This is a genomic window from Nocardioides immobilis (assembly GCF_003515065.1).
GTDB classification, from domain to species: Bacteria; Actinomycetota; Actinomycetes; order Propionibacteriales; family Nocardioidaceae; genus Nocardioides; species Nocardioides immobilis.
In genome coordinates, this window is sequence record NZ_QXGH01000026.1 from 106,908 (window position 1) to 126,046 (window position 19,139).

General features: G+C 72.5%; 17 protein-coding genes. 3 read left to right on the forward strand and 14 right to left on the reverse strand.

Going from position 1 to position 19,139, the window contains the following annotated elements:
* Positions 1 to 3: 3 nt before the first annotated feature.
* The 10 genes from ftsW to mraZ form a co-directional block, all read right to left on the reverse strand.
* Positions 4 to 1,296: a putative lipid II flippase FtsW gene (gene ftsW, locus D0Z08_RS21025; RefSeq protein ID WP_245994253.1), complete on the reverse strand. Its 1,293-nt coding sequence runs from the start codon at positions 1,294 to 1,296 to the stop codon at positions 4 to 6.
* Positions 1,259 to 2,728 (reverse strand): UDP-N-acetylmuramoyl-L-alanine--D-glutamate ligase, encoded by a 1,470-nt coding sequence (gene murD, locus D0Z08_RS21030; protein WP_118927227.1) that lies wholly within the window; start codon positions 2,726 to 2,728, stop codon positions 1,259 to 1,261. The genes ftsW and murD overlap by 38 nt, the downstream gene beginning before the upstream one ends.
* Complete coding sequence (gene mraY / locus D0Z08_RS21035; RefSeq protein WP_118927228.1) at positions 2,725 to 3,810, reverse strand: phospho-N-acetylmuramoyl-pentapeptide-transferase; 1,086 nt, start codon at positions 3,808 to 3,810, stop codon at positions 2,725 to 2,727. The genes murD and mraY overlap by 4 nt, the downstream gene beginning before the upstream one ends.
* 12 nt (positions 3,811 to 3,822) lie before the next feature.
* Positions 3,823 to 5,202 carry a UDP-N-acetylmuramoyl-tripeptide--D-alanyl-D-alanine ligase gene (locus D0Z08_RS21040; protein ID WP_118927229.1) on the reverse strand — a complete coding sequence of 460 codons (1,380 nt, stop codon included), beginning with the start codon at positions 5,200 to 5,202 and terminating at the stop codon, positions 3,823 to 3,825.
* Entirely contained in the window at positions 5,199 to 6,737 is a 1,539-nt protein-coding gene (locus D0Z08_RS21045; protein WP_245994256.1) for a UDP-N-acetylmuramoyl-L-alanyl-D-glutamate--2,6-diaminopimelate ligase, read from the reverse strand. Before D0Z08_RS21045 ends, D0Z08_RS21040 begins: the two co-directional genes overlap by 4 nt.
* Before the next feature lie 11 nt (positions 6,738 to 6,748).
* Entirely contained in the window at positions 6,749 to 8,533 is a 1,785-nt protein-coding gene (locus D0Z08_RS21050) for a peptidoglycan D,D-transpeptidase FtsI family protein (RefSeq protein ID WP_245994259.1), read from the reverse strand.
* Positions 8,534 to 8,551: 18 nt separating this feature from the next.
* Positions 8,552 to 9,085, reverse strand: coding sequence for a cell division protein FtsL (ftsL, locus tag D0Z08_RS21055; protein ID WP_118927231.1), 534 nt, complete (start codon positions 9,083 to 9,085; stop codon positions 8,552 to 8,554).
* A 2-nt stretch (positions 9,086 to 9,087) separates the two neighbouring features.
* The gene (gene rsmH, locus D0Z08_RS21060) at positions 9,088 to 10,059 is read right to left on the reverse strand and encodes a 16S rRNA (cytosine(1402)-N(4))-methyltransferase RsmH (protein WP_118927232.1); all 972 of its coding nucleotides are present in this window, start codon (positions 10,057 to 10,059) and stop codon (positions 9,088 to 9,090) included.
* A gap of 13 nt (positions 10,060 to 10,072) precedes the next feature.
* Entirely contained in the window at positions 10,073 to 10,195 is a 123-nt protein-coding gene (locus tag D0Z08_RS33480; RefSeq protein WP_281271764.1) for a hypothetical protein, read from the reverse strand.
* A 201-nt stretch (positions 10,196 to 10,396) separates the two neighbouring features.
* On the reverse strand, positions 10,397 to 10,819 hold the full coding sequence (gene mraZ / locus D0Z08_RS21065) for a division/cell wall cluster transcriptional repressor MraZ (RefSeq protein ID WP_118927233.1): 423 nt from the start codon (positions 10,817 to 10,819) through the stop codon (positions 10,397 to 10,399).
* Positions 10,820 to 11,152: 333 nt separating this feature from the next.
* On the opposite strand from mraZ, the gene D0Z08_RS21070 reads away from it, so the two are divergent.
* Genes D0Z08_RS21070 through D0Z08_RS21080 form a run of 3 tightly spaced genes read left to right on the forward strand, consistent with a single transcriptional unit; the run spans position 11,153 to position 15,814 of the window.
* Positions 11,153 to 12,145, forward strand: coding sequence for an AAA family ATPase (locus D0Z08_RS21070; RefSeq protein ID WP_220454276.1), 993 nt, complete (start codon positions 11,153 to 11,155; stop codon positions 12,143 to 12,145).
* A 31-nt stretch (positions 12,146 to 12,176) separates the two neighbouring features.
* Positions 12,177 to 13,430, forward strand: a complete 1,254-nt coding sequence (locus D0Z08_RS21075; protein WP_118927234.1) for a DUF58 domain-containing protein — start codon at positions 12,177 to 12,179, stop codon at positions 13,428 to 13,430.
* Positions 13,427 to 15,814 carry a transglutaminase TgpA family protein gene (locus D0Z08_RS21080; RefSeq protein ID WP_118927235.1) on the forward strand — a complete coding sequence of 796 codons (2,388 nt, stop codon included), beginning with the start codon at positions 13,427 to 13,429 and terminating at the stop codon, positions 15,812 to 15,814. Before D0Z08_RS21075 ends, D0Z08_RS21080 begins: the two co-directional genes overlap by 4 nt.
* A gap of 163 nt (positions 15,815 to 15,977) precedes the next feature.
* Here the strand turns inward: D0Z08_RS21080 and D0Z08_RS21085 are convergent, their stop codons facing one another.
* The 4 genes from D0Z08_RS21085 to D0Z08_RS21100 form a co-directional block, all read right to left on the reverse strand.
* On the reverse strand, positions 15,978 to 16,412 hold the full coding sequence (locus D0Z08_RS21085; RefSeq protein ID WP_118927263.1) for a DUF3040 domain-containing protein: 435 nt from the start codon (positions 16,410 to 16,412) through the stop codon (positions 15,978 to 15,980).
* 176 nt (positions 16,413 to 16,588) lie between these two features.
* The gene (gene dinB / locus D0Z08_RS21090) at positions 16,589 to 17,782 is read right to left on the reverse strand and encodes a DNA polymerase IV (protein ID WP_118927236.1); all 1,194 of its coding nucleotides are present in this window, start codon (positions 17,780 to 17,782) and stop codon (positions 16,589 to 16,591) included.
* A gap of 33 nt (positions 17,783 to 17,815) precedes the next feature.
* Positions 17,816 to 18,553 carry a class I SAM-dependent methyltransferase gene (locus D0Z08_RS21095; protein WP_118927237.1) on the reverse strand — a complete coding sequence of 246 codons (738 nt, stop codon included), beginning with the start codon at positions 18,551 to 18,553 and terminating at the stop codon, positions 17,816 to 17,818.
* A gap of 55 nt (positions 18,554 to 18,608) precedes the next feature.
* Positions 18,609 to 19,064, reverse strand: a complete 456-nt coding sequence (locus tag D0Z08_RS21100; protein WP_118927238.1) for an SAV_6107 family HEPN domain-containing protein — start codon at positions 19,062 to 19,064, stop codon at positions 18,609 to 18,611.
* Between the last annotated feature and the right edge of the window lie 75 nt (positions 19,065 to 19,139).

The following is a 19,139-nucleotide window of genomic DNA, read 5'->3' on the forward strand; positions in this document are numbered from 1 at the left end:
AGGCTACCGGCGGGCCGACAGCCCGGTCGCACGCGTCCGGCGCCGTTGTGCGAGGGCGCGGGCAGCGGCCGGCTCACGGCGGGCGAAGCCGATCACCAGACCGAGCGCGATCAGCGTCGGCAGCAGGCTGGAGCCGCCGTACGAGACCAGGGGCAACGGGATGCCGATGACCGGCAGCAGAGCCAGGACCATGCCCACGTTGATCATCATCTGGCCGAGGAGCCAGATCACGATGCCGAAGCTGCAGTAGCGGACGAACGGGTCCTTGGTCTGGAGCGCGATCCGCAGCGTGGCGTAGGCGATGGCGAGGAACAGCCCGATGACGAGCAGGGTGCCGACGAGTCCGAGCTCCTCGCCCAGCACCGCGAAGATGAAGTCGGTGTGGGCCTCGGGGAGCGTGCCCCACTTCTGCCGGCTGGCCCCGATGCCCTCGCCGAAAATGCCACCGCTCGACATCGCGTAGAGGCCGTGGGCGGGTTGCCAGCCGGTGCCGTGGTAGTCCTTGAACGGATCGACGAACGTCGTGATCCGGTCGAGCCGCTCGGACGAGGTCGCGGCGAGTCCGAGCGCGAGCACGCTGACCACGCTGAGGCACAGCACGAAGAGCCGTGCCGGCGCACCCACGACCCAGAGCATGCCGACGAGGATCGCGAGGAAGACCAGCGCGGTGCCGAGGTCGCGCCCGACGACGACCAGCCCGGTCGCGAGCACCATGCCCGGCACGACGGGGACCATCATCTGGTGCAGGTTGCCGAGCCGGCGGTCCTTGTTGGCGTAGATGTGTGCCGCCCAGATGATGATCGAGAGCTTGGCGATCTCCGACGGCTGGATCTGCACCGGCCCCAGGGCCAGCCAGTTCTTGTTGCCGTAGATCTCGACGCCGAACTTCGCGGTCGCCAGGAGCAGGATGAGGGACACCGAGAACGCCGGGTAGGCGAGGCGCCGGACCCAGCTGAGCGGGACCCGGGACGCGGCGAACGCCAGGGGCACGCCGATCGCGACCCACATCAGCTGCCGCTTCACGATCGCGTAGGAGTCGCCGGTCTTCTCGAAGGCCTCGACGCTCGACGAGCTCAGGACCATCAGCAGGCCGATGGTCAGCAGCAGCGAGATCGAGCCGAGCAGCAGGTAGTAGTTCGTCAGCGGCCGGGCCATCGCCTCGCGCAGCGCCGACAGCCAGGCACGGGTGCCGACCGTCGAGTCGGGGAGCGCGGCGGTGATGGCGACCCCCTCCCGTCTGAACGCTGTCCTCGTGCGGCTAGCCCTGGCCGATCGCCGCTCGGACCGCTGCTGCAAAGGCGTCGCCCCGTGCGGCGTAGTCGGTGAACTGGTCCATCGAGGCGCACCCCGGTGCGAGGAGCACCGTGTCCCCGGGGCGAGCAGCCGCGGCCGCCGCCCCGACGACGCGTCCCATCAGGTCAGCCCCGTCTACCGGTCCAGTTTCTCCGGCGGTCACCTCGATCACCGGGACATCCGGCGCGTGTCGCGCAAGCGCGTCCGCGATCACCGCGCGGTCGCGGCCGATGAGCACGACCGCGCGCAAACGGTCCCCGACCTTCTGCACCAGCTCGTCGAAGGTGGCTCCCTTGGCCAGGCCGCCGGCCACCCACACGACGGGGTCGTAGGCGGCCAGCGAGGACTGCGCGGCGTGCGGGTTGGTGGCCTTGGAGTCGTCGACCCAGGTGACGCCCTCGTGCTCGGCGACCACGGCGATCCGGTGCCCGTCGGGACGGAACGCCCGCAGGCCGTCGCGTACGGCGGCCTGACTGATGCCGTGGGCCCGGGCCAGCGCCGCAGCGGCCAGCGCGTTGGCGACGAAGTGCGGGGCGGACGAGGCGAGGTCGGAGATCGCGCACAGCTCGGCCGCTGCGCTCTGCCGCTCGTCGATGAACGCCCGGTCGACCAGGACGTCCTCGACCACGCCGACCATCCCCACCGACGGGATGCCGAGGGTGAAGCCGATCGCGCGGGCGCCCTCGACGACGTCGGCGTCGCGGACCAGCCGCTCGGTCGTCGGGTCGGCGACGTTGTAGACGCAGGCGCGCTCGACGCCCTGGTAGATGCGGCCCTTGTCGCGGGCGTAGTCGTCCATGCCGGACTCACCGGCGTACCAGTCCAAGTGGTCCTCGGCGAAGTTCAGCACCGCAGCCGACTCGGCGGTCATCGTCGACACGTAGTGCAGCTGGAAGCTCGAGAGCTCGACCGCGATCACGTCGTACGGCTCGGGGTCCATCACCGCCTCGGTCAGCGGCAGGCCGACGTTGCCGGCGGCGACGCTGCGCAGCCCCGCGGCGCGCAGGATCGAGTCCAGCATCTGCACGGTCGTGGTCTTGCCGTTGGTGCCGGTCACGCAGAGCCACGGCGCGGGGTGATCGGGATCGCGCAGCCGCCAGGCCAGCTCGACCTCGCCCCACACCGGGATCCCCCGCTCCCGCGCCTGGACGAGCAGCGGCGCGTCGGGGCGGAACCCCGGCGACGTGACCACGAGGTCGACGTCGTCCGGCAGCACGGCCGCGTCCGCGCCGACCCGGAACCGTGCGCCGAGCGCCTCGAGCAGCTCCGCGCGCGGCTGGAGCTTGGGACTGATCGCGTCGGCGACGGCCGTCACGTCGGCGTCGAGGTGGAGGAGGTTGTCGACCGCGGCCGCCCCGCTCGCGCCGAAGCCCGCGACGACCGCCCGCACGCCGCGCCAGGAGTCCTTGCGGCCGAGGGTGAGCACGTCGGTCAAAGCCTGGCCACCCACTCGGCGTAGAAGACGCCCAGGCCGGTCGCGACGAACAGCCCGGTGATGATCCAGAACCGGATCACGACGGTGACCTGCTCCCAGCCCAGCATCTCGAAGTGGTGGTGGATCGGCGCGATCCGGAAGACCCGCTTGCCGACGCCGGTGAGCCTCTTGGTCGTCTTGAACCAGGTGACCTGCAGCATCACCGACGCGGTCTCGAGCACGAAGAGCCCGCCGAGGATCACCAGCAGCAGCTCGGTGCGGGTGAGGATCGCGAAGCCCGCGAGCGCCCCGCCGAGGGAGAGCGAGCCGGTGTCGCCCATGAAGATCGCCGCCGGCGAAGCGTTCCACCACAGGAACCCGAAGCAGGCGCCGGTGATCGCCGCGGCGATGATCGCGAGGTCGAGAGGGTCTCGCACGTTGTAGCAGCTGGCGCTGGGCGCCTCCTGGCAGAACTGGTTGTTCTGCCAGATGTTCACCAGCGTGTAGGCGCCGAACACCATCACGCTCGCGCCGGCGGCAAGGCCGTCGAGGCCGTCGGCGAGGTTGACCGCGTTGCTGAACCCGGTGACCAGCAGCCAGATCAGCAGCAGCGCGAGCACGATCGGCAGCTGCAGCCACTCGATCTCACGCAGGAACGAGACCTTCTCCGACGCCGGCGACCGACCGTTCTCGTCCTCGAGCCACGGGGCCAGGGCGAGGATGCCGAAGGCCACCGCGATCACGGTCTGGCCGACCATCTTGGCCTTGCTGCGCAGGCCGAGGCTGCGCTGCTTGTAGATCTTGATGAAGTCGTCGAGGAAGCCGACCAGGCCCATGCCCACGAAGAGGAAGAGCAGGAGCAGCGCCGAGGCGCTCGGCGCGTCCATCGTCAGCAGCTTGGCGAGCCCGTAGCCGAGGACCACCGCCGCGATGATCACGACACCGCCCATCGTGGGCGTCCCGCGCTTGGTGTGGTGGCTGGTCGGGCCGTCCTCGCGGATCTCCTGCCCGTAGCCCCACTTGGTGAACACGCGGATCGCGGTCCGGGTGCCGAGCAACGAGACCAGCAGGGCGATGCCCCCACCGAGCAGGATCGCTAGCACGCTGCTGTCCTCTCACGCACTGTCAGTGTCCTCGGGATCACCCAGCAGCTGCTCGGCGACCCATTCGAGCGCCGCCCCCCGGGACGCCTTCACGAGGACCACGTCCTCCGGGGCGGCATTCTGCCGCACCCACGCGAGAGCCTCGTCGCGCCCCTCGGTCCTGACCACGATCGGTCCCTCCGCCGCCGCGATCGCGTCGGCGATCGACGCTGCGGGCTCGCCCACCACCACGACGACGTCGACGCCGAGGCGGACCGCGTCGGCTCCGACGGCACGGTGGCCGGCCTCGTGCTCGCTGCCGAGCTCCAGCATCTGGCCGAGCACGGCGATCGTCCGTCCGCTTCGCGGACGACCGATGGCGACCAGCGCCGCCAGGGCTGCCGCCACCGAATCCGGATTGGCGTTGTAGGCGTCGTTGATGACGACCATGCCGTCGGGACGCTCGTGCACCTCCATCCGCCACCGGGACGCCGCGGTGGCACCGGAGAGCGCCGCGGCGACGTCGGCGAGCGGGAACCCCGCGGCGATCGCCATCGCGGCCGCGGCGGCCGCGTTCTGCACCTGGTGCGCTCCGACCTGGAGCAGCTGGACGACCGCGGACTCATCGCCGTGGACGAGGCGGAAGCCGGGCCGGCCGAGCTCGTCGAGGTGGACCGACTCCCACCGCACCGTGCCCGAGCTGCCGAAGGTGACCACGCGCGCCGCTGTCCGCGACGCCATCGCCGCGACGAGCGGGTCATCGCCGTTGAGGACGGCCGCACCGTCGGCGGGCAGCGCCTCGACGATCTCGCCCTTCGCCGTCGCGATCTGCTCGCGGCCACCGAACTCCCCCACGTGCGCGGTGCCGACGTTGAGCGCGGCAGCGACCCGCGGTGGCGCGATGTCGCACAGGTAGGAGATGTGGCCGATGCCCCGAGCGCCCATCTCGACGACCAGGTAGTCGGTGTCGGCGCCCGACTGGAGCACCGTGAGCGGGACGCCGATCTCGTTGTTGTGGTTGCCGCCGGTGGCGACGACCCGGTCGGCGCCGGCCAACGAGCGCAGCACGCTCGCGAGGTAGTCCTTGGTGCCCGTCTTGCCGACCGAGCCCGTGAGCGCCAGCACCATGGCCGGCGTCCGGTCGACCACGTGGCGGGCGAGGCGGCCCAGCGCCACGACCGGGTCGGCGACGACGACCGTGGGCGCGTCCGTCGGCCGGCTGCCGAGCACGGCGTGCGCGCCGGCGGCGTACTCATGGCCGTCGACGCGCTCCCCCACGATCGCGAGGAACAGCCCGTCGGCGACCGGGTTGCGGCTGTCGACGTATGCGGGACCGGACACCACCAGGCCCGGGTCGCCGTGCACCTCGCCGTCCACGACGGCGGCGATCTCCTCGAGCCGCATCGGGATCATCGGCCGCCTCCGCCCAGCAGCTCGCGCACGACCTCGCGGTCGTCGAACGGGTGCACGACGCCGGCGACCTCCTGGCCGGTCTCGTGCCCCTTGCCGGCCACGAGTACGACGTCGCCGGCCCCCGCCTCCTCGAGGGCGGCCGCGATCGCGGCCCGCCGGTCGCCGATCTCGCGCACGTCGGCCCGGCGGGAGGCCTCGACGTCGGCCACGCCGGCCAGCACCTCCGCCCGGATGGCGGCCGGGTCCTCGCTGCGCGGGTTGTCGTCGGTCACGATCACGAGGTCCGCCTCGGCGGCCGCGATCGCCCCCATCACCGGCCGCTTGCCGCGGTCCCGGTCGCCGCCGGCGCCGATCACGGCGATCAGCCGGCCGGCCGTCACCGGCCGCAGCGTCCCGAGCACCGCGGTGAGGGCGTCCGGCTTGTGCGCGTAGTCGACGTAAACCGCGAAGCCCGGATCAGCGGCAGCGGAGACCCGCTCCAGCCGGCCCGGCACTCCCCCGGTCGCTGCGATGCCGGCAACGACGGCCTCCGGGTCGAGTCCGGCCTCGACGGCAGCCGCCACCGCCGACAGGGCGTTGGCGACGTTGAAGTCGCCGGGCAGCGCGACCGCCGCGGGCAGGGAGAAGCCGCGGGGGCCACGGATGGTGAAGGTGGAGCCCTCCGGACCGAGGTCGATGTCGACCGCCGACCAGTCCGCCTCCGCGCCCCGCGTGGACATCGTCCGCACCGGGATCGTCGCGATCTCGACCAGTCGCCGGCCGTGCTCATCATCGACGTTGACGAGTCCGAGGTGGGCCCGCTCGGGGGTGAACAGGGTCGCCTTCGCCGCGAAGTAGTCGTCGACGTCGGCGTGGAAGTCGAGGTGGTCGCGGCCGAGGTTGGTGAAGACGGCGACGTCGAACACGACGCCGTCGACGCGGCCCAGCACCAGCGCGTGGCTCGACACCTCGATCGCGCAGCACTCGACCCCCTCCTCGCGCATCACCGCGAACAGGGCGTGGAGGTCGGGTGCCTCCGGCGTGGTCAGCGTGGTCTTGAGGTCGACGCCCGTGATCCGGGTGCCGACGGTGCCGACGACGGCGGACGAGATGCCGGCGGCGCCGAGACCGCCGTCGAGCAGCCGGGTGACCGTGGTCTTGCCCTGGGTGCCGGTGACGCCGATCATCCGCATCGCCCGGGCCGGGTGCCCGTAGATGCCGGCGGACACGGCGCCCAGCACCGACCGCGGCGACGCCACGACGACGGCCGGCAGCCCGGGAGGTACGGCGGCCGCGCCCGACTCGTCGGTCAGCACCGCGCCGGCGCCGGCGGCGACGGCCTGGTCGACGAAGTCCATGCCGTGCGCGCGGGCGCCGGGCAGGGCGGCGTAGAGGTCGCCCGGCAGCACCCGCCGCGAGTCGAGGGTGATGCCGGTGACGACGGCGGCCGCGTCGGCGCCCACCAACCGGGCATCGGTCTGCTCCCGGACCAGTGCCACCACGTCGTCGAGGGGCATGGGGTCCTGGTGCTGCGGGCGTGCGGTCCCTGGGATCATCAGGGGGTCCGTCACCACTCGACGGGCAGCCGCGAGGGGCGGGTCTCGGTCGGGGGCACGCCGTACTGCCGCAGGGCGTAGCTCATCAGCTTCGCGAACGCCGGACCGGCGACCGCGCCACCGCCACCGGTGCGGGAGTCGTGGACGACGACGTAGACGGTGAACCGGGGGTCGTCGGTCGGGCCGAAACCGACGAACGACGCGGTGTGGCTGCCGTCGTAGCAGCCGCAGCTGTCGGCGACCCGCTGCGCGGTGCCGGTCTTGCCCGCGATCCGGTAGCCCTGCACGGCGGCCAGCGGCGCCACGCCGTCGACGGGGTCGAGCACGCGCTCCATCATCAGGGCAGTCTGCCGTGCCGCCTCGGTGCTGATCACCCGGCGCTCCTCGGCCTGGTCGGTGCCGACCTCGGTGCCGTCGTCGAGAGTGGCGGAGCCGTCGACCAGGCTCGGGTCGATCCGGATGCCGTCGTTCGCGACGGCGTTGACGGCGGCGATCATCTGGACCGCGTTGATCGAGAGCGACTGGCCGAACGCGATCCGGTCGTCGACCTGGTCGGTCCATGCCTCGCCGTCGGGCAGCAGCCCCTTCGTCTCACCCCGGAGGCCGATCCCGGTCTCCTCGCCGAAGCCGAACGCGGTGAGGTAGGACCGGAGCTGCCCGGGCTCGAACCGGTCGGCGGCGAGCACCGTGCCGATGTTCGAGGACTTGGCGAGGATCCCGGCGAGGGTGAGGTGCTCGATGCCGTGCACCCAGTGGTCGTGGATCGGCCGGTCCTGCCGGTTGAGGGACGCCGGTACGACGTACTGCTGGCGCGGCCGGCCCAGGCCGGCGTCGATGACGGCGCTCAGGGTGAGCACCTTCTCGGTGGACCCCGGCTCGTAGACGTCGGTCAGGGCGCTGGACTTGTAGCGCGACTTGGGCCACTCCTGCGGCTCGCTGGCGTCGTACGTCGGATAGTCGGCCAGGGCGAGCAGCTCCCCGGTGCGGCTGTCCATGATGATCGCGATCCCGGACTCCGCGTTCGAGCCCTCGACCGTCTGCTGCAGGACCTTCTGCGTGTAGAACTGCAGCCGCTTGTCGAGGGTCAGGGTGAGGTCCGAGCCGTCGATGGCCGGGCTCACCGTGTTGTCGCCCAGCGGGATCAGGTTGCCGGCGCCCATCTCGTAGCGCGCCTCGCCGTCCTCGCCGGAGAGGTAGTCGTTGAACGAGTCCTCCAGACCGGCGAGCGCGCGGGCCGAGCCGTCCTTCTTCGGCGTCCCGAGGAAGCCGAGCAGGTTCGCGGCGAGGTCTCCGAACTGGTACCGCCGTACGGGGTCGCGGTGCATGAAGAGGCCGACGAAGCCCTTCTTCTCGGCCTCCGCGACCACCGCCTCGGCCTTCGACGTGGGCACCTGGCGGGCGATGTACTGGAACCGGCTGCCCTCGACCCGGAGCCGCTCGAGCACCTCGACGTAGTCGAGGTCGAGCCGCCGGGCGAGGAGGGTCGCGAGCTCGGGAGCGTCGTCGGCCGTCATCGACGGGTCGGCCACGATCATCCTGCCGTCGATCGACACGGCGAGCGGCTCGCCCAGCCGGTCGAGGATCTCGCCGCGGGTCGCCGGCAGGATCACCGTCTGCGAGCCCTCGGCAGCCGCCATCTCGGCGTACTTGTCGGGGTCGACGCCCTGCAGCTGCACGAGCCGGGCAGCGAAGACGGACAGCACCATCGCGATGACGATGAATCCCACCTTGAGCCGCAGCTGCGGCGACGCACGCCGCGGCGCGCGGGCCGGTCGGGGGCGGCTCGGTCCGGTCACACCCGCAAACCTAGGTTGTCAGCGCTGACGAGCCTGGCGGGACTCGCCGTCGTGGCGCGGGTTGCGGCGCTCCACCACCGGGTCGGGGTCGAGGACGTCGGGCTTCTCCGGACCGGGAACGCTCTCCGGCAGCCCGAACCCCGGCAGGACCGGCTGGTCCTCGGCGCCCAGGATCTCGCCGGTGCCGAGGGGCAGCACGAGCGGACCCCCGGCCGGCAGCACCATGCCGTTGTCCTGCGCCGCGGCCGCCACCCGCTGCGGGTTCTCCAGCTCCTGCAGCTCCATCCGGAGCGCCTCCTCCTGGGCGGTCAGGTCGGCGGCCTGCTGCTCGAGCGCGGTCGCCCGGAAGGACGCCTGCTGCATCGACGTGTTGAAGAGCAGCAGCCCGATCACCCCGCCGAGCATGATCACGGTGACCAGGGTCACGAACGGCACGCGTGGGGCGCGCGGTCGGGTCCGGGGGCGCGGGACCACGGTGAGCCGGGCGCGCTGGACGGCGACCTCGGCGATCCTCGGAAGCCGGGACCGGAGCTGGGGTGCGGTGCTGCTCATCTCTACGCCGCTCCTTCGCGGGGTCGGACACGTTCGATGGCGCGCAGTCGGACGGACGCCGCCCGCGGGTTGAGGGCGATCTCGTCGGCGTTCGCCTGCTCGGCGCCGCGGGTCACCAGCCGGAGCGCCGGCTCGTGCCCCTCGGGCACGAACGGCAGGTCCTCCGGCACGTGGCTCTTGGAAGCGGCGGTGAAGGCCCGCTTGACCACGCGGTCCTCGAGCGAGTGGTAGGACTCGACGACCACCCGGCCACCGACGCCGATCGCGTCGATCGCGGCCGGGATCGCCCGCTCGAGCACCCGCAGCTCGTCGTTGACCTCCATCCGCAGCGCCTGGAAGGTGCGCTTGGCCGGGTGTCCTCCGGTACGGCGGGCGGGGGCCGGGATGGCGTCGTACAGCAGGGCGACCAGCCGGCCGGAGCTCGTGAACGGCTCCCGGGCCCGCTCCCGCACGATCGCGGCGACGATGCGCTTGGCGTGCCGCTCCTCGCCGTACTCCCGGAGCACGCGGAGCAGGTCGGCCGGCTCGTAGGTGTTGAGGACGTCGGCCGCGGTCGGGCCGCTCGCTGTGTGGGACGGGTCCATCCGCATGTCGAGGGGCGCGTCGACGGCGTACGCGAAGCCCCGCTCCGGCAGGTCCAGCTGCATCGAGGAGACACCGAGGTCGAAGAGCACCGCGTCCACCTCGGCCAGGCCCAGGTCGGCGAGCACGTCGGGGATCTCGTCGTAGACCGCGTGGACCGCGGTGAAGCGGTCGCCGTACGGCGCCAGCCGCTCGCGGCTCAGCTCGAGCGCGCGCGGGTCGCGGTCGATGCCGACCACCCGGGCCAGCTCGCACCGCGCGAGCACCGCCTCGCTGTGGCCACCGAGGCCGAGGGTGGCGTCGACCAGCACCGCGTCGGTGTGGTCGAGCGAAGGAGTCAGGAGCGCCACGACCCGGTCGAGGAGGACTGGGTCGTGTCGGGGAGTCGTCATCGCCGTACGGCCCTCAGCGTCCCAGCCAGAAGCCGAGCAGGATGACCAGGAAGACCAGGAGGGAGACCCCGGCCGAGAACGCCATCAGCTCCACGGCCTCGAGGGCCCGCTCGCGAACCCGTGGTTCGCTGCCCATCACGCTCATCGGAATTCGACCCCCTGATGTTGAACGATCCGCAGAGCCAGGTCCCCCGCCCGCTCCCGGGTGCCGTCTGGTGCCGGGGAAGGTGCCCCAGAAGGCTGCGGGAGCGGGCCAGAGACCTCGTCCTGCGGATCGCTATCGAGTTGTGGTGCGGTTGTGCTGGATCGGGCTGACCACGGCGCTTGACCGTCGGGATCAGTCGTCGTCCTCGTCGAGGTCGACGAAGTCGCCCATCGCGTCCTCCTGGAACTCCCGCCAGCGCTCGGGGTTCCAGATCTCCAGTCGGTCGCGGACGCCGATCACCACGACGTCGCGCTCGAGTCCGGCGTAGTCCCGCAGGTGGGCCGGGATGCCGATCCGGCCCTGCTTGTCCGGCGTGCCCTCATCGCCGCCGGCGAACAGCACCCGTGCGTAACGGCGTGCGGCCCGGTTGGTCATCGGCCGGGCGGCGGCGCGCTCGGCCTCCTCCGCGAACACGTCCGAGGGCCAGACGACGAGGCAGTTCTCCTGACCCTGCGTCACCACGAGCCCCTCCGACAGTCGATCCCTGAACTTCGCCGGGAGGAAGAGCCGCCCCTTGTCATCGAGCTTCGGGGTGTAGGTGCCCATGAAGAGCATCGGGCACCTCCTGCTTCCTCCACTTTCCCCCACACTACTCCACTTTCCCCCACCGTCAACCACCTTCGGTCCGTGTTTCTGCGCGTCTGCAGGCGTTTGCGCAGGCCAGAGGCGGTGGAGCGCGGTGGAGGAGGGTGGGGAGGAGAGTGGGGAGGAGGGTGGGGAGGAGGGTGGGGAGCGCGAGCCGGACGTGTCGATGCGAACGCGTGACCGCTCCGTGACCTCAGGCGTCGTGGGAGGGGTTAGGTTGCTCCGGCGCCGTACCTTTCCCCTACCCCGGGCTTTAGGCTGGACGGGCGCGCGCGATGCGCGCCAGAGACAGGAGACCGAGACGTGGAGTCGCCGACCACCGAGCAGCTGCAGCACCCCACCGGTGCCGACGTCGCGACCGTCGCCCGCGTGGCCGGCCGGATCCGCGCGAACATCGAGCGCGTCATCGAGGGCAAGAGCGAGGTCGTCTCCGCCTCGCTGGTCGTGCTGCTCGCCGAGGGCCACCTGCTGCTCGAGGACGTCCCGGGTGTCGGCAAGACGATGCTGAGCAAGGCGCTCGCCCGCAGCATCGACTCGACGGTGCGCCGGATCCAGTTCACGCCGGACCTGCTGCCGTCCGACATCACCGGCGTCTCGGTCTACAACCAGCAGACCCGCGAGTTCGAGTTCCGGCCCGGCGGCGTCTTCGCCAACATCGTGATCGGCGACGAGATCAACCGTGCCTCCCCCAAGACCCAGTCGGCGCTGCTGGAGTGCATGGAGGAGCAGCAGGTGACGGTCGACAACGTCACCTACCACCTCGACCCGCCGTTCATGGTGATCGCGACCCAGAACCCGGTCGAGATGGAGGGCACCTACTCGCTGCCCGAGGCGCAGCGCGACCGGTTCATGGCCCGGGTCTCGATCGGCTACCCGGTGCCGGCGGCCGAGATCGCCATGCTCAACTCGCACACCGAGCTCAACCCGCTCGACGACCTCGAGCCGGTGACCGACGGTGCCGAGCTCCGCAAGCTGTGCGGGATCGTCGGCCAGGTCCACGTGTCCGAGGCCGTGCAGCGGTACGCCGTCTCGCTGACCGCGGCGACGCGCGAGAGCCCCGACCTGCTGCTGGGCGCCTCGCCGCGGGCGACCCTCCACCTGGTGCGGGCTGCGAAGGCGTTCGCGGCTCTGCACCAGCGCGACTACGTCCTGCCCGACGACGTCCGCGCCCTCGTCCACCCCGTGCTCGCCCACCGGCTGCTGCCGAGCGCCGAGGCTGCGGTCGGCGGTCGCAGCATCAGCGCCATCCTGGAGGCGATCGTGGCGCAGGTGCCGGTCCCCGAGATCCGTTCCTGACGGCCGACATGGCGCGACGGTAGGCAAGGAAATGCGCGACGGGCTGGCGGGACTGACACTCCGCGGCCGGGCTTTCCTGGCAGCGGGCCTCACCGCGATCGGCTGCGCCGTGCTCCTGGGCCAGACGACGCTGACGAGGATCGGCGTCCTCGTCGTCACGCTCCCCCTGATCGCGGCGTTCGTCATCGGGCGCCGGCGGTATGCGCTGACGGTCGCCCGCGCGGTGCACCCGCGCCTGGTCTCGGCCGGGCAGCCGGCCCGGATCGACCTCGACCTCGCGAACGCGGGCCGGTCGACCGCCGGCGCGATCCTGGTCGAGGACCAGGTCCCCTATGCGCTGGGCACCCGCCCCCGGTTCGTGCTGCAGGGTGTCGCCCGGCAGTGGCAGCGCAGGGTGAGCTACCAGGTCCGCTCCGACGTGCGCGGTCGCTTCGAGATCGGGCCGCTCACGATCCGCATCGCCGACCCGTTCGGCCTCATCGAGCTGCGCCGCATGGTTCCCGGCACCGTGCCGCTCGTCGTCACGCCGCGCACGGTCGCCCTCCCCCCGATCCCGGTGATGGGCGGATGGAGCGGGTCGGGCGAGCACCGACCGCAGGCCTTCGCCGCCGGGTCGGCCGAGGACGTCAGCGTGCGTGAGTACCGACGGGGTGACGAGCTGCGCCGGGTCCACTGGCGCAGCTCCGCGCGGATGGGCGACCTGATGGTCCGCCGCGAGGAGCAGCCGTGGGAGGCGCGGGCGACGGTGCTCCTCGACAACCGGCTGCGCTCCCACCGCGGGCAGGGCCTCGGGTCCAGCTTCGAGTTCGCCGTGGTGGCCGCTGCCTCCTTGGTGCTCCACCTCGACCAGCACGGGTACGCCGTACGCCTGGTGCTGGCGGACGGCACCGGTGCCGACGAGACCTCGACGGCCGTCCTCGAGCGGCTCGCCCTCGTGTCGACCACCCAGCACCCCGTCATCGATGTCGGCTGGACCGGCGACCAGACCCGGGGCGGCCTGGTGGTCGCGGTGCTCGGCGGCGTCGAGCAGACCGACACCGTCGCGCTCCGCCAGGTCCGGCACGACGCCGGCACGGCCCTGGCGATGGTGCTCGACGTCGAGCAGTGGACCGGACGCGTCGCGCAGGCGCGGACCACGCCGCCTCCGTCGGTCTCCGACCTGGGCTGGCGCACAGTCACGCTCGGTCCCCGCGACCGGCTGGACGCGGCCTGGCGCGACCTCGGCCGCGCCTCCGGGCGAGCAGCCGCGGCAGCCGGCCTCGCGAGCGCACGGGGCAACCGATGAAGGGCGGGCACGCCTTCGGCTACGCCCTGCTGTACTCGCTGATCGCGGCGGGCACGACGTGGGCTGCGCTGATGGCGTGGCGGGGCTTCCTCACCGACTCCGGGTCCTACCTCGCGCCGCTGGCAGTCACCGCGCTCGTCATCGGCGCGGCCGGCGCGCTGCTGCGGTGGCTCGGAAGCCCGGCAGTGCTGACCATCGTCGTGCAGACGCTCCTGGCCGTGGCGATGGTCAGCGGCGAGCTGGGCGGCAGCCCGCTGCCGGTCGGCTCGGCCGGCACCCAGATCGCCGACACGCTCGAGCTCGCGATGGAGTCCGCGCGCACCTACGCAGCACCGATCCAGGCCAACGTGCCGTCGGTGGCCCCGCTGCTGCTGATGGGTGGCGTCTTCTTCCTGCTGCTCGTCGACTTCCTCGCGTGCACGCTGCGGCGGGTCCCGGTTGCGGGCCTCGCCCTGCTCGCGGTCTACTCCGTCCCCGCCGGCCTGGTCCAGTCCGGACCCGGGCTCGTGGCGTTCCTCCTCGCCTCCGCGGGCTTCCTCACCCTGCTCCACCTCGACAACCGCGACCACCTGCTCAAGTGGGGCCGGCCGCTCGGGCCCGACGAGGCCAACCCGTGGACCGAGACGAACCCGGTGGCCGACGCCGTGCGCGTCGGCGCGGGCCGGATCGGCGTGACGGCGACGGTGTGCGCCGTACTGCTCCCGCCGTTCGTGCCGGTGCTGGACCTCGACGTGTTCGGACTCGGACCCGGCGACGGCGACGACGACATCCAGATCCACAACCCCCGCGCCGACCTGCGCAAGGACCTCGAGCGCGACGAGGACATCCCGCTGATCCGGTTCCGCACCGACGACCCGTCGCCGGCGTACCTCCGCGTCGCCGTGCTCAACCGGTTCACCGGGGAGGAGTGGAGCAGTGGCGACCGCGGGGTCGATGACGAGAACACGGCCTCCGGTGACCTGCCCCAGCCGGAGGGCCTGTCCTCCGCCGTTCCGTTCAGCGAGTACTTCTACGAGTTCGAGGCGACCGACACCTTCGACTCCTACTGGTTGCCGACCCCGTTCCCGGCCTCGTCGGTGGTTGCCGAGGGCGACTGGCGGTACGACGTGGACACCATGGACTTCCTCGCGAAGCCCGACGACCTGTCGACCGAGGACCTCGAGTGGTCCGCTCGGGGCATCGACCTCGACTACGGGGTGGAGGGGGACTTCTTCGGGGACGCAGCGCCCGACGCCGTCGCGGACGAGTTCCTGGAGGTGCCCGGGGGCCTGCCGCCGATCGTGCGGAGCCAGGCCGTCACCGCGATCAGCGGCACGGCGTCGGACTACGAGGCCGCGCTGCGGCTGCAGGACTGGTTCCGCGAGACCGGTGGGTTCAAGTACAGCCTGAAGAAGGCACCGTCCGGCATCGGCGGCGACGCGTTCGAGACGTTCCTCGACAGGGAGGCGGAAGGCGGCCGGACCGGCTACTGCGAGCAGTTCGCCTCGGCGATGGCCATCATGGCCCGGATGGTCGGCATCCCGGCCCGAGTGGCGGTCGGCTTCCTCGAGCCGACCGACCTCGGCAACGGCGACTTCGAGTACAGCTCCCACGACTTGCACGCGTGGGTGGAGCTCTACTTCGAGGGCGCCGGGTGGGTGATGTTCGAGCCGACTCCCCAGCGCCGCGCGGACGAGCGGTTGCTCCCCGACTACTCGACGGTCGAGGTGGACCTGCCCGAGCCGGTCGAGACCACCAGCAACACCACGTCGAGCGGCCCGAGCCGGAGCCTCACCGAGGAGGCGACCGAGGTCACGACCACGGTCGCCCCGGAGGACCAGCAGGCCGACGACAACAAGGAGACGGAGGAGGGCATCGACTGGGTCGTGGTGCTCCTGCGGGTCGCTGTCGTCGTACTGGTGCTGGCCGTCATCGGCGCGCTCGCGATGGCGCCCCGTCTGCTCCGTCGGCGTGCGCGCAAGCGCCGACTGGCCGGGACGACGGAGGACCTGTGGGACGAGCTGAGGACGACCGCTCTCGACCTCGCCGTCCCGTGGCCGACCGGTCGTTCACCGCAGGAGGTCGGACGCGTCGTCGTCGACCACCTCGGCGACCGGTCCGACACCGACCGTCCCGAGCGCCCGCGCACGGGGCCTGCCGCGGACCCCGACGCCGCCTCGGCACTGGAGCGACTCGTCGCCGCGCTCGAGGTCGCCCGCTACGCGCGACCGGGCTCGGCGGTCCCGGCGGCAGCCGGCCTCGCCGACGACGCCCTCACCTGTTGCGCGTCACTCGAGGCCGGCGTCGCCCGGAGCGTGGCCATCCGGGCCCGGTGGCTCCCCCGCACGGTGTGGCAGCGCCCAGCGCCGGCGGCAGCTGGGCGCGACGAGTTCGTCGAGGTCTAGGCCGACAGCGAGACGCCAGCCAGCCGCAACCCCTGACTACGTCAACTGCGTGCGCGGCAGCGTGGCGCGCGGCGGCGAAGCCGCACGGTGCGCAGCCCCTGGTCCGAGCGAAGCGATGGACCGGGCGGCAAGCACCGTCCGCGACACGCTCGCGCAGTCTGATTCAGAATCCCCGGTTCTTGCGGCGGCGCCAGCGCTCCTCGACGCGCTCCATGAAGGAGCCGCCGGACGTCTTGGTCCGCCGGGGGCGGCGGGTGTGGGAGCGGCCGCCGTCGATGACGCCGAAACCCGACGGGTGGGCCGTGGTCATCGCCTCGGAGCCCGCCGCCTGCTGACCCTTGACCGCGCTGAGCCCGATGGTGGCCGAGCCGAGCATGATCACGAAGCCGACGATCCCGATCTGCCACCAGCCGCTGATCGCGCCGCCCATCAGCACGGCGATGCCGACGGCGAACACGAAGCCGGCGAGCAACGCCCGACGGCGGGCGGCCTGCCGCAGCGTGGTGCCACGGAGCGTGGAGGCGAGCTTCGGGTCCTCTTCGACGAGCGCGCGCTCCATCTGCTCGAGCAGTCGCAGCTCCTCTTCGGAGAGTGGCACCGGATCCTCCACGCGTGCGGTCGACGCAGGTCACGTCGATGGTCTGAACCTTAAGTGTAGGCAGCCGCCGCGCCGACCGGTAGGCCGACCAGGGCAATTCCTCAAGGTGTGGGCGAACGGATGCATACCCACCATCCGGATGGACCAGACGTCGGATTCGCCGGACGCAAGCCGGGTCACAGGAGACTCCCGCGACGGACTGCGGACGATCCGAAGCGCGCCGTCGCCCGGTCGACGGCCCGGTCGGCGTCGGGCCACCCGGGGTCGGGCTCTCCGATGGCCAGCTGCCGGCCGCCGAGGTCGCGGCGCGGCCGCAGTCCCTCGACGCGGACTCCGACCAGCCGCACCGCGAGCCGGAGCGGGAACACGGCATCGAGGAGCAGGAGTGCCGCCTGGTAGACGTCGTGGGTGACGTCGGTCGGCTCCGGGAGCGTCCGCGAACGGGAGATCGTCCGGAAGTCGCTCCACCGGATGGTGATCGCCACCGTGCGGCCGACCTTGTCCGCTGCCCGGAGTCGCGCCGCGACCCGGGCAGAGAGGCGGAGCAGCTCGCGCGCGAGCTGCTCACGGTCGCGGGTATCGGCCCCGAGCGTGTGCTGTGCGCCCATGCTGCCCTCCGGCACCCCCTCGCCGAAGCCGAAGGTGCCGGCCCCGCCGGGTGAGAGCTCGCTCCGGTCCGCACCCCACGCCAGCGCGTGCAGGTGACCGCCAAGATGGCCACCGACCATCCGCCGCAGCTCGGTGACGGGGATCCGGGCGACGTCGCCGACGGTGATCAGGCCGAGCCGGTGCAGCCGCTGCCGGGTTGCCTCGCCGACGCCGTACAGCTCACCGACGTCCAGCGGGTGGACGATCGCGACGAACCGCTCGGGCGGGATCGCCAGCACGCCGTCGGGCTTCGCCCGACGGCTCGCGAGCTTCGCCACGGAGATCGCGGCGGCGATGCCGACGGAGCAGGTGATCCCGTGCTCGGCACGGACCCGGGAACGGATCCGTTCGGCGATCACCTCCGGCGGCCCGAAGAGCCGCGCGGCGCCGCGCACGTCGAGGAACGCCTCGTCGAGGGACATCACCTCGACCACGGGCGTGAAGGTCCGGAAGGTCTCCATGATCGCCTTCGACACCGGGCGCAGCACGTCGAAGTCCGGCGGAACCTCCACGAGCCGGGGACAGAGGCGTCGCGCCTCCACCCCGGACATGCCCGATCGGATGCCGTAGCGTCGCGCCGGGTAGTTGGCCGAGAGAACCACGCTCCGGTGCCCACCACCGACCACGACCGGGACGTCCTGCAGGTCGGGCCGGTCGCGGATCGCCACCGACGCGTAGAACGCGTCCATGTCGACGTGGAGCAGGTGCGGCGGCGCACTCATGGTGCCGGCCGACCGGGGTGGGGCGGGCTGGGCCTAGGTCGCGAGCAGGTGGATCTGCGTGGCGAGCGGGAGGTACTCCGGGCGCTCCGCGACAGCGCGCTCGAGGTCAGCGAGCGCCGCGGCGGCCCCGGCCTCCTGGTCGAGCAGCGAGCCCGGGACCAGATCGGTGAACACCCGTACGGCGTGGACGGCCGCGACGGCGAAGCCGGCCTGCTCGACCAGGGCCGTGATCTCGGCAGCGGTGAACCGCCGGGTCGGACGCGTGGACCGCCCGGTGCTCCGCTCCGTCTGCTCGTCGCCGTCGAGCAGCGCCAGCGCCTGGTGGAGGTGGCCGGCCATTGCTCGCGCGACGACGGCGGCATGCCGCTGGGCGACCAGGATGCTGGCGGTCCCTCCGGGCCGCAGCACCTTCCTGATGGTCGCGAGCGCCTCACCGGCGTCGACGACCTCCAGCAGGCCGTGGCAGAGGACGACGTCGGCGCTGTCGGCGCCGACCACGTCGAGCAGCCCGGACACGTCGCCCTGGTGGCCGGCGACCTCGACCCCGACCTCACGCGCCCGGCGGCCGAGCGCGGCGAGGGCATCGGGACTCGGGTCGACGACGGTGACCCGGTGGCCGGCCTGAGCGACCCGGACCGCGAATCCCCCGGTGCCGCCGCCGATGTCGACGACGTCGCACGGCGCGGAGGACAGCACCGGGCCGAGCGCGTCCCAGACCACGGCGGTGCGCACCGAGCCCGGACGCTCCCCGGGCCGCTCACGGGAGACCATGACGGCAACACTAGGACACGCACACGCCCTCGGCGGCTCCGGTCGGCGCGCGCCCTCAGCCGGCGGCGCGCCCGGCGAGCTGGTCGCCGAGCGGGAGGTGCGGCGTCAGGCCGAGGGCCTGCTCGATGACGGCGAGGAACCGGTCGGCGTCGCGGACCAGGTCGTCGGCCTCGCGATCGGTGACGGCGCGGGTCGACCCGGACTCTGCCGCGGCGCGCTTCGCCGCGCCCGCAGCGAAGAACGCCGCCCACTCCCCCAGCTCGGGCGCGACCTCGGTCAGCAGCACCCAGGCGTTCTTCTGGCGGCGGCCGCGGGCCGGCGCCGGACGCGCCCGGGCGGCGAGCAACGCGGCAGCCGCGCGCAGCGCGGCGACGTGGGCGCAGGCGTAGCGCTCCGGGACGTCACGAGCCGCGACGGCCTCGCTCAGGGATTCCGCCGCACGGAGCAGGTAGGAGTGGGTGGTGGCGGGCAGGTGATCGGGGTGCTGGGAAAGGTGCCGCTCGCTGACCATGACTGACTCCTCGGTCCGTGCTTCGAAAGGACCGGCGGAGGCGGGGGTCGAGGTCGCCCCCGCCGGTCGTGTTCG